General features: G+C 44.6%; 16 protein-coding genes. 5 read left to right on the forward strand and 11 right to left on the reverse strand.

The genetic code is table 11. The features are described 5' to 3' along the window. Positions 1-336 precede the first annotated feature (336 nt). Positions 337-984: an SUMF1/EgtB/PvdO family nonheme iron enzyme gene (locus F6K46_RS06565; protein WP_293036114.1), complete on the reverse strand. Its 648-nt coding sequence runs from the start codon at positions 982-984 to the stop codon at positions 337-339. Between the two features lie 8 nt (positions 985-992). After that, the gene (locus tag F6K46_RS06570) at positions 993-1,193 is read right to left on the reverse strand and encodes an SUMF1/EgtB/PvdO family nonheme iron enzyme (RefSeq protein WP_269086982.1); all 201 of its coding nucleotides are present in this window, start codon (positions 1,191-1,193) and stop codon (positions 993-995) included. A gap of 1 nt (position 1,194) precedes the next feature. Between F6K46_RS06570 and F6K46_RS06575 the strand changes: the two genes are divergently transcribed. After that, positions 1,195-1,464 carry a hypothetical protein gene (locus F6K46_RS06575; RefSeq protein ID WP_293017499.1) on the forward strand — a complete coding sequence of 90 codons (270 nt, stop codon included), beginning with the start codon at positions 1,195-1,197 and terminating at the stop codon, positions 1,462-1,464. An 11-nt stretch (positions 1,465-1,475) separates the two neighbouring features. On the opposite strand, the gene F6K46_RS06580 is transcribed toward F6K46_RS06575, so the two are convergent. The 5 genes from F6K46_RS06580 to F6K46_RS06600 form a co-directional block, all read right to left on the reverse strand. Beyond that, on the reverse strand, positions 1,476-1,817 hold the full coding sequence (locus tag F6K46_RS06580) for a XisI protein (protein ID WP_293017500.1): 342 nt from the start codon (positions 1,815-1,817) through the stop codon (positions 1,476-1,478). 198 nt (positions 1,818-2,015) lie between these two features. Further along, a complete protein-coding gene (locus tag F6K46_RS06585) occupies positions 2,016-4,250 on the reverse strand; it encodes a pyridoxal-dependent decarboxylase (RefSeq protein WP_293051309.1) in 2,235 nt (744 codons plus the stop codon). Between the two features lie 1,161 nt (positions 4,251-5,411). Next, on the reverse strand, positions 5,412-7,544 hold the full coding sequence (locus F6K46_RS06590) for a bifunctional metallophosphatase/5'-nucleotidase (RefSeq protein WP_293051306.1): 2,133 nt from the start codon (positions 7,542-7,544) through the stop codon (positions 5,412-5,414). A 118-nt stretch (positions 7,545-7,662) separates the two neighbouring features. Continuing rightward, positions 7,663-7,953, reverse strand: a complete 291-nt coding sequence (locus F6K46_RS06595; protein ID WP_293051303.1) for a hypothetical protein — start codon at positions 7,951-7,953, stop codon at positions 7,663-7,665. Between the two features lie 143 nt (positions 7,954-8,096). Then, complete coding sequence (locus tag F6K46_RS06600) at positions 8,097-8,240, reverse strand: hypothetical protein (RefSeq protein ID WP_293017503.1); 144 nt, start codon at positions 8,238-8,240, stop codon at positions 8,097-8,099. 51 nt (positions 8,241-8,291) lie between these two features. On the opposite strand from F6K46_RS06600, the gene F6K46_RS06605 reads away from it, so the two are divergent. The 3 genes from F6K46_RS06605 (at position 8,292) to F6K46_RS06615 (ending at position 9,706) form a co-directional block, all read left to right on the forward strand. Further along, the gene (locus tag F6K46_RS06605) at positions 8,292-8,420 is read left to right on the forward strand and encodes a hypothetical protein (protein ID WP_293017504.1); all 129 of its coding nucleotides are present in this window, start codon (positions 8,292-8,294) and stop codon (positions 8,418-8,420) included. Between the two features lie 102 nt (positions 8,421-8,522). Beyond that, positions 8,523-9,536, forward strand: a complete 1,014-nt coding sequence (locus tag F6K46_RS06610) for a hypothetical protein (protein WP_293051300.1) — start codon at positions 8,523-8,525, stop codon at positions 9,534-9,536. Next, on the forward strand, positions 9,533-9,706 hold the full coding sequence (locus tag F6K46_RS06615; RefSeq protein ID WP_293116868.1) for a hypothetical protein: 174 nt from the start codon (positions 9,533-9,535) through the stop codon (positions 9,704-9,706). Before F6K46_RS06610 ends, F6K46_RS06615 begins: the two co-directional genes overlap by 4 nt. Positions 9,707-9,733: 27 nt before the next feature. On the opposite strand, the gene F6K46_RS06620 is transcribed toward F6K46_RS06615, so the two are convergent. The 4 genes from F6K46_RS06620 to F6K46_RS06635 form a co-directional block, all read right to left on the reverse strand. Next, on the reverse strand, positions 9,734-9,919 hold the full coding sequence (locus tag F6K46_RS06620; protein ID WP_293066951.1) for a hypothetical protein: 186 nt from the start codon (positions 9,917-9,919) through the stop codon (positions 9,734-9,736). Between the two features lie 11 nt (positions 9,920-9,930). Next, positions 9,931-10,062: a hypothetical protein gene (locus tag F6K46_RS06625; protein ID WP_293062264.1), complete on the reverse strand. Its 132-nt coding sequence runs from the start codon at positions 10,060-10,062 to the stop codon at positions 9,931-9,933. Positions 10,063-10,231: 169 nt separating this feature from the next. Then, entirely contained in the window at positions 10,232-10,714 is a 483-nt protein-coding gene (locus tag F6K46_RS06630; protein WP_293062262.1) for a DUF2656 domain-containing protein, read from the reverse strand. A 169-nt stretch (positions 10,715-10,883) separates the two neighbouring features. Then, complete coding sequence (locus F6K46_RS06635; protein WP_293062260.1) at positions 10,884-11,603, reverse strand: metal ABC transporter ATP-binding protein; 720 nt, start codon at positions 11,601-11,603, stop codon at positions 10,884-10,886. A gap of 125 nt (positions 11,604-11,728) precedes the next feature. On the opposite strand from F6K46_RS06635, the gene F6K46_RS06640 reads away from it, so the two are divergent. Continuing rightward, positions 11,729-12,817 (forward strand): zinc ABC transporter substrate-binding protein, encoded by a 1,089-nt coding sequence (locus tag F6K46_RS06640; protein ID WP_293062258.1) that lies wholly within the window; start codon positions 11,729-11,731, stop codon positions 12,815-12,817. Positions 12,818-12,891: the final 74 nt, after the last annotated feature.

Genomic DNA, 12,891 nt, shown 5'->3' on the forward strand with positions numbered 1-12,891 from the left:
CAATCTTGTCAATATAATCTTTTCCCATTAGTTAACCCTGTTCCAAGACACAAAAATGTTTCCTAGAACAGGGTTATAGCAGTCGAATTATAGATTAGGAGGTTAGCGGAACAGCCATGTCTACTCCCTCTCGTAAATCTTCAATCGTACCACGTGACTTTCTCCGTTGGTTTTTAATCGGAAACCAATAATGTTCTATCTCATTTCAATCAGGAGAGTAACCAAGCAAATAATCAATTCTATAGCAATTGTCTTTCCCATGAGGTACAAAGGGATCCCCCTAAATCCCCCTTAAAAAGGGGGACTTTGAATAAATGCTATATAATTTTTTCAGATTTAGGAAAAATTATCAGGCTTAACTAACCTAAATCCAATGTGAGTCGTTCCTGTATCCGGTGATTGAGACTCCCGAGCAGCAGGACGATAGCGACTACAATAATTAGGAGCACACAGGTAAGACCCGCCTTTAATTACATGTTTAGCAACACCCGGTTCTCTCGGGTCGAAGCTTTCTTTTTGATTAGGTCCTGTAGGATTAAGGCTGTGGGCTTTGCCATTGTGACCGATGCTATACCAATCTGAAGTCCACTCCCAGACATTACCAGTTATGTCATACAAACCATAACCATTTGGTTCAAAAGAACCTACAGGTGCAGTGCCGGTGTGACCATCAGCTTTGGTGTTGAAAAAGGGGAAGAATCCTTGCCAGGTATTCGCCTTCTGGGCCGAGTATTGCTCACCCCAGCTGTAGGTGGCATCATCCATTCCACCGTGAGCAGCATATTCCCATTGGGCTTCTGTGGGTACTGACTTCCCTGCCCACTTAGCATAGGCTTGAACGTCTTCATAGGCAACATGGACGACGGGATAGTTCTTTTTACCCTTAATGTCGCTCTTTGGACCAAAGGGATGTCGCCAGTCAGCCCCAGGAGTCCACTTCCACCAGCTCAGGTAACCCACTGGTCTAACCCCATTGTCCGGCATCTGAAAGACTAGGAAGGTGCCCGTTGCTCCTCTGTTAAGTCCGGAAACTGTTCGGAGGAGAGGGGACGCTCTGCTACTGTAATATAACCAGTTTCCTTGACAAATTTGGCAAATTCGGCATTAGTGACTTCGTATTTATCGATGCAGAAGCTCTCAACGGTAACATCTTCGGCAGAGCGCTCGGAAGGATAGTAAACGTCGGAACCCATCTTGAAAGTACCGCCAGGGATTAAGGTCATACCTTCAGGGCAGCTATTTACGGTGGGAGATGCCTTGACTTGTGTGGCAGTGCAAAGGACTAGGCATACTGTCAGGAAACTGAGGAAAAGTTTGAAGAGAAGTGATTTTAACCAAGGAGTCTTCATTGTTGAGTCAGAAAAGCTATTAGTACGTAGGCATTTAGCGGTCAGCGATCCGTTCAGCTATCAGGCGTTGCCCAAAGACCAATGGCACCTCAAGTACCGTGCCCATAGCCCATAAGCTGAATATCACTAAGCCACTCCATAGCCTGTGTAAGGACGTTTATAACTGGGATGTAAACCGAGAATAATATCGTCTTTTGGTATACCCATTTCCACCAAATCTTGTGCCAAATCAGCTTCTGTCATATTTCGCTGAATCCAAATTCTACCATCTTTGATATCTAAATGGATGAAACAGTTATAAACTCGTTTGAGTCCATCCCAGCCGATATCTAGAAGTTGATAATGGTCATGTTCTGTGTCAAAAATAAGTTGACCCTCAATCTCTGAATCTGAATTATTCGCTTCTAATGTGGCATGATTAGTTAATAGTTGGCGAATTATTAATCGGTACTTTTCTAATTTTTTCATAACAAAGGGGAACCATTATAATGAGTAGTAGACTGACACAGTTAAAGTAGTAGAATTGATTTTTGCTAAAAACCTTAATTGACAAGGGATTAAGGGATTTTACTAAACCACCATTTTAGCTGTGTCAGTCCAGTAGAATTGAAGTGAATTGCAGTGAATCAGCAGCCTGGATTTGCCTATATTTCAGCAACCACTTCCCTAACTCTGCATTTCAGCAACCACTTCCCGAACAATATCAAAGAGTTTGGCTACGATATAATCAACAAAGGGTTTACCATCCACATCTTCCGTGATCCACGGGTCCATGATCACCGATCGCAAAACGGAAATCTCCTTGTCGTGATCATTATTACCAGTCCCCTGGGGTAACCCTAACAAGCGTTCCTTGTAGTCGTTGAAAAATACATCCCCGTAGCTGTATTTTAGGAAATCGGTGGTACTGACAATAATCTCATAGTTGTAAATGTCACGACCATCGGTTTTGATGCTCATGCGATCGTAGATTTTCTCGTTGAACTGATTGACCTGATCCAGATTGTCGTTGAGTACGCCGTTTACTTTGTAGTTAAAGGCATAAGTCAGAATGTTCAAGTCAGAGCCGACTTGCCGCAAGGCATCGAAATCATCACCAGTGGGATCGTTGATGATAGATTGAGGGGTTTTGCCAGACAATTTTTTCAGTAATGGTATACGCTCAAGCTCAATCTTAGGCGTAGGAACAACTACAAAATCGGTTTCCTTTTCACTGTACTCCAACAACTTCCAATGGAAGACTTTGCAGTTGTAGAGGGTGCGACCCAGAATTTTGCCGTAGCCTTGGCGAGTAGGACGGATGGCTGCATGACTGAGATAAACCCCTGCCGCTGCTGCACCCGGTTTAGATCCTTCAATGCCATAAGTCCCCAGCACCAACTCTTCTTCTGTGGTTGCGCCGCCAGAGTTGATGTAGGGGGCTTCAAAGGCAATCAAACTCCGCATCGCCATGTTACGATAACACAAGCCCCCCGCCGGATAGGGGAGGTATCCGGTTTTGTGAGGATCAACAGTGATGGTATCGGTGTGCTTGAGGTGTTGATATTGCTCAATCACATAGTCGCTCAGGGGCAACGGGGGCAGGGGTTTATCCTCAGGATCATCTAAATTATCCCACAACAGAGAAGCAAAGTAGCCACCCCAGGCACAGTCAGCATGAAGCGCAAAGTCTACATTCGCTGGACGATATTTTTGATCGCGCAATTTGACAACATCTGCCAGGGGATCGACATTACCCTCCTCGGTAGTTCCAAAGATAGAGACCACAGAGATAATGGGATGCTTGCTGGCAATGTACTCATCAATCGCCTCTTCCAATTCAGCCACATCCATGCGACCATAGACATCTAGGGGAAGGGTGTGCATATTATTGGCTCCCAGCCCCAGAATGGCAGCCCCTTTGGGTAAAGAGTAGTGTTTAGAAGCGGGGACGATAACTACTGGATCTCCTACACCGGTTCCGACTAAAAACTTCTGGGCAAAGTCCAAAAAGCCCATGTTTTGAAGGGAATAGGGAGAAAGGGCATCATTGAAAGCGACTGGATCGACGTTATATTCTTCGATCAAGCGGTTAGAGAGATTCAACACTTCATCTACAGACAAGTTCAACAAATCCCAAGTGTCTAACTTGTGAATTTTCTTAGACTTACCAGAGGGCAAGTTAACTTTAAACTTGTCTGCTAGTTTCGGGTCTAAATCGTTCAGGGCTTCTTTGAAGGAAAGGGGATAGAATTTGAGGTTACGGGCAGCCCAAATCGATTCAATATTGGCAGTGGAGCCGCCACAGGTGAGATGTCCCCAGGATTGAGGGTTGGTAGCACCATAGCCGAACATCCGGCACAAGTCCCGCATCGCTTCCACTTCAAATAGAGTGGTGATGGGGGAGGCTTCCAAGGCCACGTTGTTTTGGTTGTAGAGCATGGCGGCGACATAGCCCACCATACCGGGCAGGGTCTGATCCCAGTTCATATGCCCCTGATAGCGCATACTGAAAAAGGGAGCAGATTTTTTCAGTTCCGCCAGCATACTATATAACTCGGTTTTAATAGTATCCACAGCCTGGACATAACCCGGCTCCTGCTTCATGGTTTCGGTGATGGGGGAGGGGTCGCTGGGGTGGAAGTTGCGTCGCCAAAACACGTGGTCGTTGACCGCCAGTAAAATTAACTCGGAAAACAGATCGACGTTTTCCCCCCGTGGACCAATAAACCAAGCCGCCACTTCTCGCTCGGTTTCATTTTCCCCACCGAGCAAGTCTTGGAGGGTTTGGGAAACAATCCGCTTTTTGCTTGCCAGTTCAGGAATGCTACGGTAACCTAACAACTTACCGATGCTTTTCTTCAAGTTGCTCAGTGCTTTACCGGAATAATCGGGGGTTAAATCAATGGAAAGTTTCTTCATGTTTGTTACTTGTTGAAAATAGATTGAAATAGATGGGGAGATGGGGAGATGGGGATAATTTTGGACGAATAGTCGTTATTTTGGCCAAATTGATCTAAGCATCCCCTTAGGTCAATTAACGAATTGTTAGTCATTTCAGTTGATTGAACTCGACTAATTTGTCAAATTTTCATGATTAAATTTGCTTAAAAATCAGCAAATTTTGGTTTATTTGCCTATCCCGCTATCTCCTCTAATCGTTAATTTCTGGCATTTTGAAACAGCCCTGCCGCAGTATTGGGGGGCTCAATCATAACCAGAATCAGCAACACCGTAAAAATTGATAGCTGGAATCTGCACGGAGCATGTCACTTATGCAGAGCATTTGTACTAAAGCTATAGCTCCCTGATGTGTTTTAGCACGCTCTAATAGTACATAGTTCATATGTTCTACAATTTTGACCTGCTCCCGAATCTGCATAAGTAAATTTATGTTAAGATTCCAAAAATAAATTGTTATTTGCAGATTCTTTATAACTATTACCAAGAATTATCAGTGAAAGTATATTTTTTTAGGAAAGATTTTAGATTTAACTTAACTTGACAATATAGCTTTCACCCATAACAAACATGACCACGATTGGCCGTTGGCCACGCTACGGGAACGCAACTGTGAACAGCATTCTTTAAATTCCGTTCAAACTGATTGATAAAACTTAATATTTCGGTTGTTTACCGAATCAATTAATTGCCCTTTTTTGTGCTACTAGATCCCAAAGGAATACCAAACAACCACCTCCTATCTCTAATCCCTAGCTATTCAACTAAATAGTCATTTTTGTTTCACCTTAAACATAAACGGTTCCCCTGAACATTCAAAAATTCCAACTTTACTAACCATACTAATAAAATAGTCTTTGAGGGGATAATGATTAGTTTTATCTATGATTCGTTTTGTTAAGCATCGCGATCAATTGTCTCAAAACCTGGTATAGCGCTATGCCCAAGTCAGAAGTTAGAAGTCAGAAGTTCAACTCACGGGGTGACAACAAAAATAGCTAGGAAGCCGACAGAATCAGCTACCTAGCCATCAGTAATTGTGGGCTTAATTGATGGGTTTCATTTTCGGGCGGGCAGGATGCCCACCCCAATCATTTCATCCCTTGATTTAGCAATGCTTGGTTATTCGGGAATTACTGTATCTTCCCGGAAAGCCAGATTTTGAATTCGCTCGTCCAATGCCGGGTCAGTATCAGGCTGATTAAAGGCATTAGCTGCGGTGGGGAAGAATTCATGGAGGTATTCGGCTAGGGCATCCTGCTCGGAACCAAAGGAGGCAAAATTGGCAAAACCCTGGAAAGGTTCAGGGATCGCACCATCTCGGATGCCGTTTTTGTTGAGGTCTTCGTCAGGATCTAAAACCCCATCGCCATTGCTATCCGGCTCACCCCAGAAATCGACCCGATTGAACAAAGCTGGATTGGCACTCAAGAAGGTGGATAAGGGAGCGCCATCAGCCACGTAGCTAATGGTAACACCACGAAACGTGCGGCTGGGATCCCCCACTAATTCACCATTCTGAGCCACTACATCGATAACTTGGTCTTGATCGTCCAGGACAACCAAAGACAGAACCCGATCATTGGCAGGACGAGTGCTATCAAAGCTAAATTTAAGCCGACCGACTTGGGGAAACTGGCCGGGAGTCACACCTGGAGCTGTTGCTGCTACCGCATCCTCGATGGTTTGCAACAATTGATCTGCCGTGACAGTAAACAGGGTAAGTCCATTGTTAAAACGGAGGGAGTTTGTAATGTCGAGTTGGGAAACTTCCCCTTCTTCCTTGCCCACCGCAGGATTGGCTGCTGGGGGCAACAGTTCAAAGTCATTGGGGTCGATGCCACCGTTAGCAGCGCTAATTACCCCGATGTTGGAACGGATGCCACCTCCATTTTTGAAGGAAAACACGGTTGTATCATCGACAGTCTTGGCATAGGTCAGGTTAGCATCAGCGGTTAGGTTACCCAGGTTGGTTTCTTCGGTACGGACAAAAGCGCGATCGCCCCGCAGGAAAACTTTGGTATTGCCAAAAATATTGCTATCCTGAGTACTGATCACTTCATCCAGGGTATTGGTAATTTCTACAACCTCTGGATCTGGGGTCCCTCCTACCGCTGCAACTCCTTGATCATCTGTGGCGTAGGCTCCACTAATGTTGGGGTCAATACTGCTGGCAATCAGGATACCGTTTGCATCAAAGTCCACCACCAGACGACCCACATACTTATAGGTGGCATCTGTGTTCACAACAGCGATCGCATTTCCATCTCTATTAGTTTTGAGAATGGGATAAGGACCGCCACTGGTATCTCCCAGCCGCAGATGATCGGTGGCATCAGACAGCAAGGTGTGAGACCCTCCTGCCACGATTATATCTACATCCCGCAGACGAGGGGCTAACTCATCCCGCTCAATGGTCAACTGTTGCATATGAGCCAGGAGAATAATCTTGTTGATGCCCGTAGCCGTCAATTCATCCACCGCAGTTTGGATTTTAGCAGCCAGGGCGTCATAGTCTGTGGGATTTTCCGGGAACACCGTGACTCCATCAGAGGAAGAGATGGTAGGCAGAAGGGGTGTGCTTGCTCCGACAATACCAATTGGCTCACCATTGACGGTAATCACTGCAGTCCCCGCAACTTGTCCTGCCGGAATGGTGCTGACTTCTTGACCGTTTGCACTGATCAGGCTTGATAGGTTAGGGTCTGTGCTAAAATCCAGGTTTGCACTGAGATAGGGAAACAGCGCCCCACGGTAAGCTCCATCTGGTTGAATTATATCCCGCACTTCCTTGCTGCCCAGATCGAAATCATGATTCCCAAAGGTCGAAGCTTGGATACCGAGTTGATTGTGGATTTCGATATTGGCATGACCAATACTAGCTTCTCCCACAGGGGTGTCGTTCAACCTAGGGTCGCTGCCAGCAAACAGGAACGGACTGGGAATGTAGTTATCTCCAGAGGAGAGGACAAGAGTATTGGGGTAGTCCTCCTTGAGGGCATTCAGGACGGCGGAAAACCGAGGAGCATCTTCCAATGCGGCCAGTCCAGCCTCAAAATCTGAAGCATGGAGCAGTTGTAGAGTAAAAGGCTCTGTATCTGAGTCAACAACCTCTGGCTCCGGGTTACTGGTGCCTGTAGAGCCTATATCCGGGATGGGTCGATTCTGTTGTGCTATCACCAGGTACGCAACGATGGCCAAAACTAGGGCGATCGCAACTGCTACCCCTATTTTCCAAATACGGTTCCAATTCATTAAATATACCTGATCTGTGCCTTGTTTACCATATCAAGTTATTACCCTTTTTTGTACGATAGGATGCCGAAGTAATAGCAAACTTCGACATCCTATCTCTAATGGCTAGCTGTTTAATTCAACTGGCGGCCCAAACCAACGAAAAAGTTAAATATCCCTGCTGTTTCGGACCTATTGCTTGAACCGATTGATTGGCGGTAATACGTGTGAAATATAAATCACCAATCTGGAGACCCAAAAACTCACTTTGGAACGAACCGCAAGAAAGCTGCATTATTTGCATTTGGCTATAGGTCAAGAACTCAGTCAACTGTTCCACATCCGTAAAACGACTGGAAATAATCTTGGAACGTCCTGCGGTAGATTCGTTCAAATCTTGACCATAATAATTTGCTGCATTAAAACTCATGACTAGTTCAGATAAAATACATTATAATTCGTGGCATTTGTCAGTAAGGATGTAGTTCACCCTTGGTATTTTAGGGAGTAGGGATTAGGTAGTAATAAAATTAAATCTACCTCATAAGTATGATCAATTATATCAAGCTTTTGCTAAGATATATAGCAATTATCATAGTTATGAGGAAAAAATTTCTGGATTTTAGGGAACAGGGAACAGGGAACAGGGAACAGGGAAGAGAGAATAGGGAATAGGGAATAGGGATGTCCTGCATCAACACAGGGAATCAACGTCAAAGAATACTGTACCTCATAACTGCGAGAAACGCTATAATTTAAAATTATCTCATGAAAGCAAATGCTGATTTATCATACAGCCGTTTTCCTATTAATGAAGTACACACCGATTTTTTGTCTTTTCCCTGTTCCCTGTTCCCTATTCCCTATTCCCTATTCCCTATTCCCTATTCCCTTTGACCATTAATTATAGTTTCACCTCTCAACTAAAAATGCTATAGCTGACGGCTGACAGCTGACGGCTGAATGCTTACTAACACCCTACATTAAAATTCCTTAATTATGAAACCCCAAACTGAGCAAATTGTTACTACCCTTGAAGAACTAACCAAAGATGAATACTACAGCCTAGTTGGTGACGCTCCTTATATAATTATCCCTTGGGAAGTAGAAGATAAAGGTCCCTTTTCAGTGGAACGCTTTCTAGTGGATAACACCGGTCTTATGCCCTTTGCTCCTGAAGAGTTTCTCAGTCAGATTCGCGCAACCCAATCTCAAGCTGTGAGCGACCATTACCAAAATCTGATCGCACTGCTGCAAGCTAACTTGTCAGAGTTAACTATCTATGGCTATCGCCTTCCTACACTACCAGAAGAATTGGAAGAGGGATTTCCCCTTCAACAAAGTGTCTTTGGCTCCTTAGGAATTCCCATGCTAATTGGTTCATCAACAGCAGGAGAGTGGATTGGATTAGGTATCAAACAAAGTTGGCGGTGCAACTCATCACCACAATTTATGATTCCGGATCTAGAATCTCTCCAAGACAATACCGCTGCACTGGTTGAGCAAATCCAATCTATCACCAATCAAATTACTCACCAAGCCCAAGCAGAGGAAGAATTAAGTTTGGGAGGTTTCGAGGTAGTGATCACCACTAGTCGCAACGAAGTTATGCAAAAATTATTGGATACTACGGGATTTTTAGAGATTAGCGAAATCAATGAATTTATTAGAGTTCGAGATGATTACGGCACGGAGATAGAAGAGTATCAGGAAACAATAGCACAGCTAGAACAAGAACTAGTAAAGTTAGAGGAAGAAGGAGACTTATCAACGGAACAATACCAAGAGGTTCAAGAAGAATTGTCAGAAGAAAGAGCAGGATTAGAGGAAATCCAAACAGAATGCAAGTTCGAGTTAGACTTGAGAAACTTGTTTGCCACTCAACTGCTTAATTCCAAAACTTACCATCTTAACTTCAATCTGTCTGGAGAATGGTGTACAGTTCACTATGCCTTAGGGGAAACTCACGATCACGATTGGGTAGTAGTAGCAACAATTAGTTATACTCTTTGAGGGAATCACAGGAGTGGGCGCGGGGAGATGGGGAGATGGGGAGATGGGGAGATGGGGAGATGGGGAGATGGGGAGATGGGGAGATGGGGAGATGGGGAGATGGGGAGGTGGGGAGGTGGGGAGATGGGGAGATGGAGAAGCAACTGGAACTGCAAGAGCGCGCGCCATAGANCCGCATAAATTCAAAACCAAGGGGCTCAATCAGCCAATTCATAATAAATAAAAGGGAACAGGGAACAGGGAACAGGGAGTCTGGAGTCGGGAGTCGGGAGTCGGGAGTCGGGAGTCGGGAGTCGGGAGTCGGGAGTCGGGAGTCGGGAGTCGGGAGTCGGGAGTCGGGAGTGTGGGGAGATGGGGATATTTTTATTAAGTGTCAATAGCATTGATAGCGTTTCTAGGATTTATGAGGTACGCTTTTCAACCTCAAAGTCCCCCTTGATAAGGGGGACCAACGGGGGATCCCTTTGTACCTCATGGCATAGCGATGCAGCGCGGTCTTGGGGGTTTCCCCCATGAGCGACTGCATCAAGACAGATAATTGCTATATAAATATATCATTAACATAAATATATCATTAACAATCTTACCTTGCGGATTTTCAATAACACCAAAAATCCTCCAAACTATTTCATCCTGCTCCCTGCTCCCTAAAAGCAAATAATTTGTACCTCACCCAATTTAAAACTGCTGTAACTTTAGGATGCAGTATTATTTATTTTTTCAATCTTGAAAACATTGTCGATGGTTTTACCAGCTGTTTTTTCATCCCATCCTAGGGCTGTTAAAAATTGAGCTGCTGAGGTAGTTTCTACAACATCAACTCCCCATTCTCCGGTTTGGAGAGTATCAGGAGCATTACTTAAGGGTGGAGTTTTCTTTAAGCCTCCCAATATTAAGATATCTGGCATAAAATCCCCCTTTTTTTGACTAATCCGCTTCTCGTCTAGAGCTTGAGCGCACAATTCTCCAACTTGAGGTGGGGTAAGCTCTTGAGTAGGGAATAAAATTTCAACCATCCAATGGGGATGATCTAACTTACGACACTTTAAGGATGGATAGTTACTTAATCCTTCAGCAAATACCTGAGTAAATTCTTCCCGGTTTAGTTCAGGAAAACTATCGTCTGATAGTTCAAAGTTATGGGAAAGCAACATCCGACCAGTTTGAGAGTCAGTCATGAGTCCTGTAATATCCTGTTTGATCAATTTTCCAGCCCAGCAAGAATCAGTATATATTAGGTTGGGTTCATTGCTGAACAGTGAACCCTAACAGGTATTACTCTCTGACTTTGGGACTGACCGAGTTAGCGCACTCCGCACTCAGACCTAAGCACTCAAAACTCACCCCTCAAGCTGCGGCCAAACTCATCACCTTACCATAAGCCTTGCTCAGGTTTTCTGGTGTCAGCACTTGGGCCCTTGAACCCACAGCAATCAGTTGCTTATTCAATAAGAGGAGTTGATCATAATGAGCTAAGGTTTCTCCTAAGTCATGGCTGATCACTAGTAACGTTTTGTCTTGGGATTTAAGTTCAGTAAAAACCTCAAAAATAATATCTTCGGTCTTTTTGTCGATGCCCACAAATGGCTCATCAAAAAATAATAACTCGGCTTGTTGAGCTAGGGCCCGCGCTAAAAATACCCGCTGCTGCTGTCCACCAGAGAGTTCGCCAATTTGACGGTGGCGATACTCGAACATACCCACCCGTTCTAACGCATTCTTAACAATTTCCTTAGATTGGCGACTAGGAGACCTAAACCAACCGGTGTGGACTGTACGACCCATCATGACTACATTCCATACCGTAATCGGATAATCCCAATCAATTTGCGATCGCTGAGGAACATAAGCGACTCGTTTTAATTGACTCCGGAGGGGACGGGCTGCCAATTTCACTACCCCCTTCACTGCTGGAATCAGTCCCAGCATCGCCTTCACCATAGTACTTTTACCAGCACCATTGGGTCCCAGTAAGCCAGTTAATTGTCCTGGCTGGAGGGAGAAGGATATATCACAAATCGCCCAAGTGTCTCGGTAACAGACTCCTAGGTTATGGACTTCTAACATTAGGTTTTGTGAAAATGACTACCACTATCATAGTGTAGCGTGGCTGCAACTGATTGTCGTTCTCAGCCTAAGCCTTGTAAAATGATTCTTGTTCTTGATAGCTACAAATTTAAGCGGGTTGATCTATGCTGAAACCCTTACCAGTTAAACTTCGGACGCTCTTAGCTAGTGGTGCTCTCGCCTTTGGGGTAGCACTAGGTGGTTGTAGTCAAACCAGTGAAACCTCATCAAGGGAGAAGCCACTAGTGGTAGCATCCTACAGTGTGCTTTGTGACTTAACAACAGAAATTGCTCAAGATACCATTGATATGACCTGTCTGATTGAACCAGGTCAAGACCCTCATACCTACAAAGCTACCAGCTTAGCTCGCCAATCCCTAGAGCAAGCCCAACTAGTTCTATACGGTGGCTACGACTTTGAACCAGAAGTTATTAAATTAGTTCAAGCCACTAATACACCAGCTCCTAAAATAGCGGTGCATGATCAAGCTGTGCCTAGTCCAATTATGGCGGAAGCACATCACCACCATGATCACGAGCAAGAAAAGGATGACCATAAGGATGACCATAAGGATGACCATGATGATCACCATGACCATGACCATGAGGAAGAGAAGACAGGATCTGCTCACAGTGATGAGGAACTAGAGCCCGACCCCCATATTTGGCATGATGTCCAAAATGGTATCAAGATGGCAGAAGTAATTCGTAGCCAACTGGCAGCAGTTAACCCAGATGATCAGGAATTGTATGCTAAGAATGCCAAACAGCTAACCACTGAACTGGAACAGTTGGATGCTTGGGTAAAAGCACAAGTTGCTACCATACCCAAGGGGCAACGCCAACTAATCACTACCCATGATGCCCTAGGGTACTACATTAACGCTTACGGTTTTTCTGATTCTGATGCGTTGCAAGGGCTTAGCGCAGAAGAAGCACCGACAGCAGCACGGGTGAAAGAACTGGTACAGAAGATTAAGAAAAGTAAGGTACCAACAATTTTCGCCGAAGTAACAACAAATGATAAGGTTATTGGCACTGTCGCCAGAGAAGCAAAGGTTAAACTCTCAGAGCAAAAGTTATTGGTTGATGGTCTAGGAGAAAAAGGGAGTGATACTGGAACTTATATTGGCATGATTACTAGCAATACCTGTGCCATTGTGGATGGGTTGGGCGGAAATTGTTCTTCTTTTGATGGCAAAGCTGCTAAATGATTGGCGTTGCTGAATTAAGGAATGAATGGACGATCATCTGGTTTTCTTAAAGCCCCCTAAATCCCCCAATTTTG

The sequence above is a fragment of the Moorena sp. SIO3E8 genome, from assembly GCF_010692445.1.
Lineage (GTDB): Bacteria > Cyanobacteriota > Cyanobacteriia > Cyanobacteriales > Coleofasciculaceae > Moorena > Moorena bouillonii.

Coding starts and splice junctions, on each gene's coding strand:
- F6K46_RS06565 (WP_293036114.1), bottom strand. CDS start 984: ATGCCGGACAATGGGGTTAGACCAGTGGGTTACCTGAGCTGGTGGAAG.
- F6K46_RS06570 (WP_269086982.1), bottom strand. CDS start 1,193: ATGGGTTCCGACGTTTACTATCCTTCCGAGCGCTCTGCCGAAGATGTT.
- F6K46_RS06580 (WP_293017500.1), bottom strand. CDS start 1,817: ATGAAAAAATTAGAAAAGTACCGATTAATAATTCGCCAACTATTAACT.
- F6K46_RS06585 (WP_293051309.1), bottom strand. CDS start 4,250: ATGAAGAAACTTTCCATTGATTTAACCCCCGATTATTCCGGTAAAGCA.
- F6K46_RS06590 (WP_293051306.1), bottom strand. CDS start 7,544: ATGAATTGGAACCGTATTTGGAAAATAGGGGTAGCAGTTGCGATCGCC.
- F6K46_RS06595 (WP_293051303.1), bottom strand. CDS start 7,953: ATGAGTTTTAATGCAGCAAATTATTATGGTCAAGATTTGAACGAATCT.
- F6K46_RS06605 (WP_293017504.1), top strand. CDS start 8,292: ATGAAAGCAAATGCTGATTTATCATACAGCCGTTTTCCTATTAATGAA.
- F6K46_RS06610 (WP_293051300.1), top strand. CDS start 8,523: ATGAAACCCCAAACTGAGCAAATTGTTACTACCCTTGAAGAACTAACC.
- F6K46_RS06620 (WP_293066951.1), bottom strand. CDS start 9,919: ATGCTATTGACACTTAATAAAAATATCCCCATCTCCCCACACTCCCGA.
- F6K46_RS06625 (WP_293062264.1), bottom strand. CDS start 10,062: ATGCAGTCGCTCATGGGGGAAACCCCCAAGACCGCGCTGCATCGCTAT.
- F6K46_RS06630 (WP_293062262.1), bottom strand. CDS start 10,714: ATGACTGACTCTCAAACTGGTCGGATGTTGCTTTCCCATAACTTTGAA.
- F6K46_RS06635 (WP_293062260.1), bottom strand. CDS start 11,603: ATGTTAGAAGTCCATAACCTAGGAGTCTGTTACCGAGACACTTGGGCG.
- F6K46_RS06640 (WP_293062258.1), top strand. CDS start 11,729: ATGCTGAAACCCTTACCAGTTAAACTTCGGACGCTCTTAGCTAGTGGT.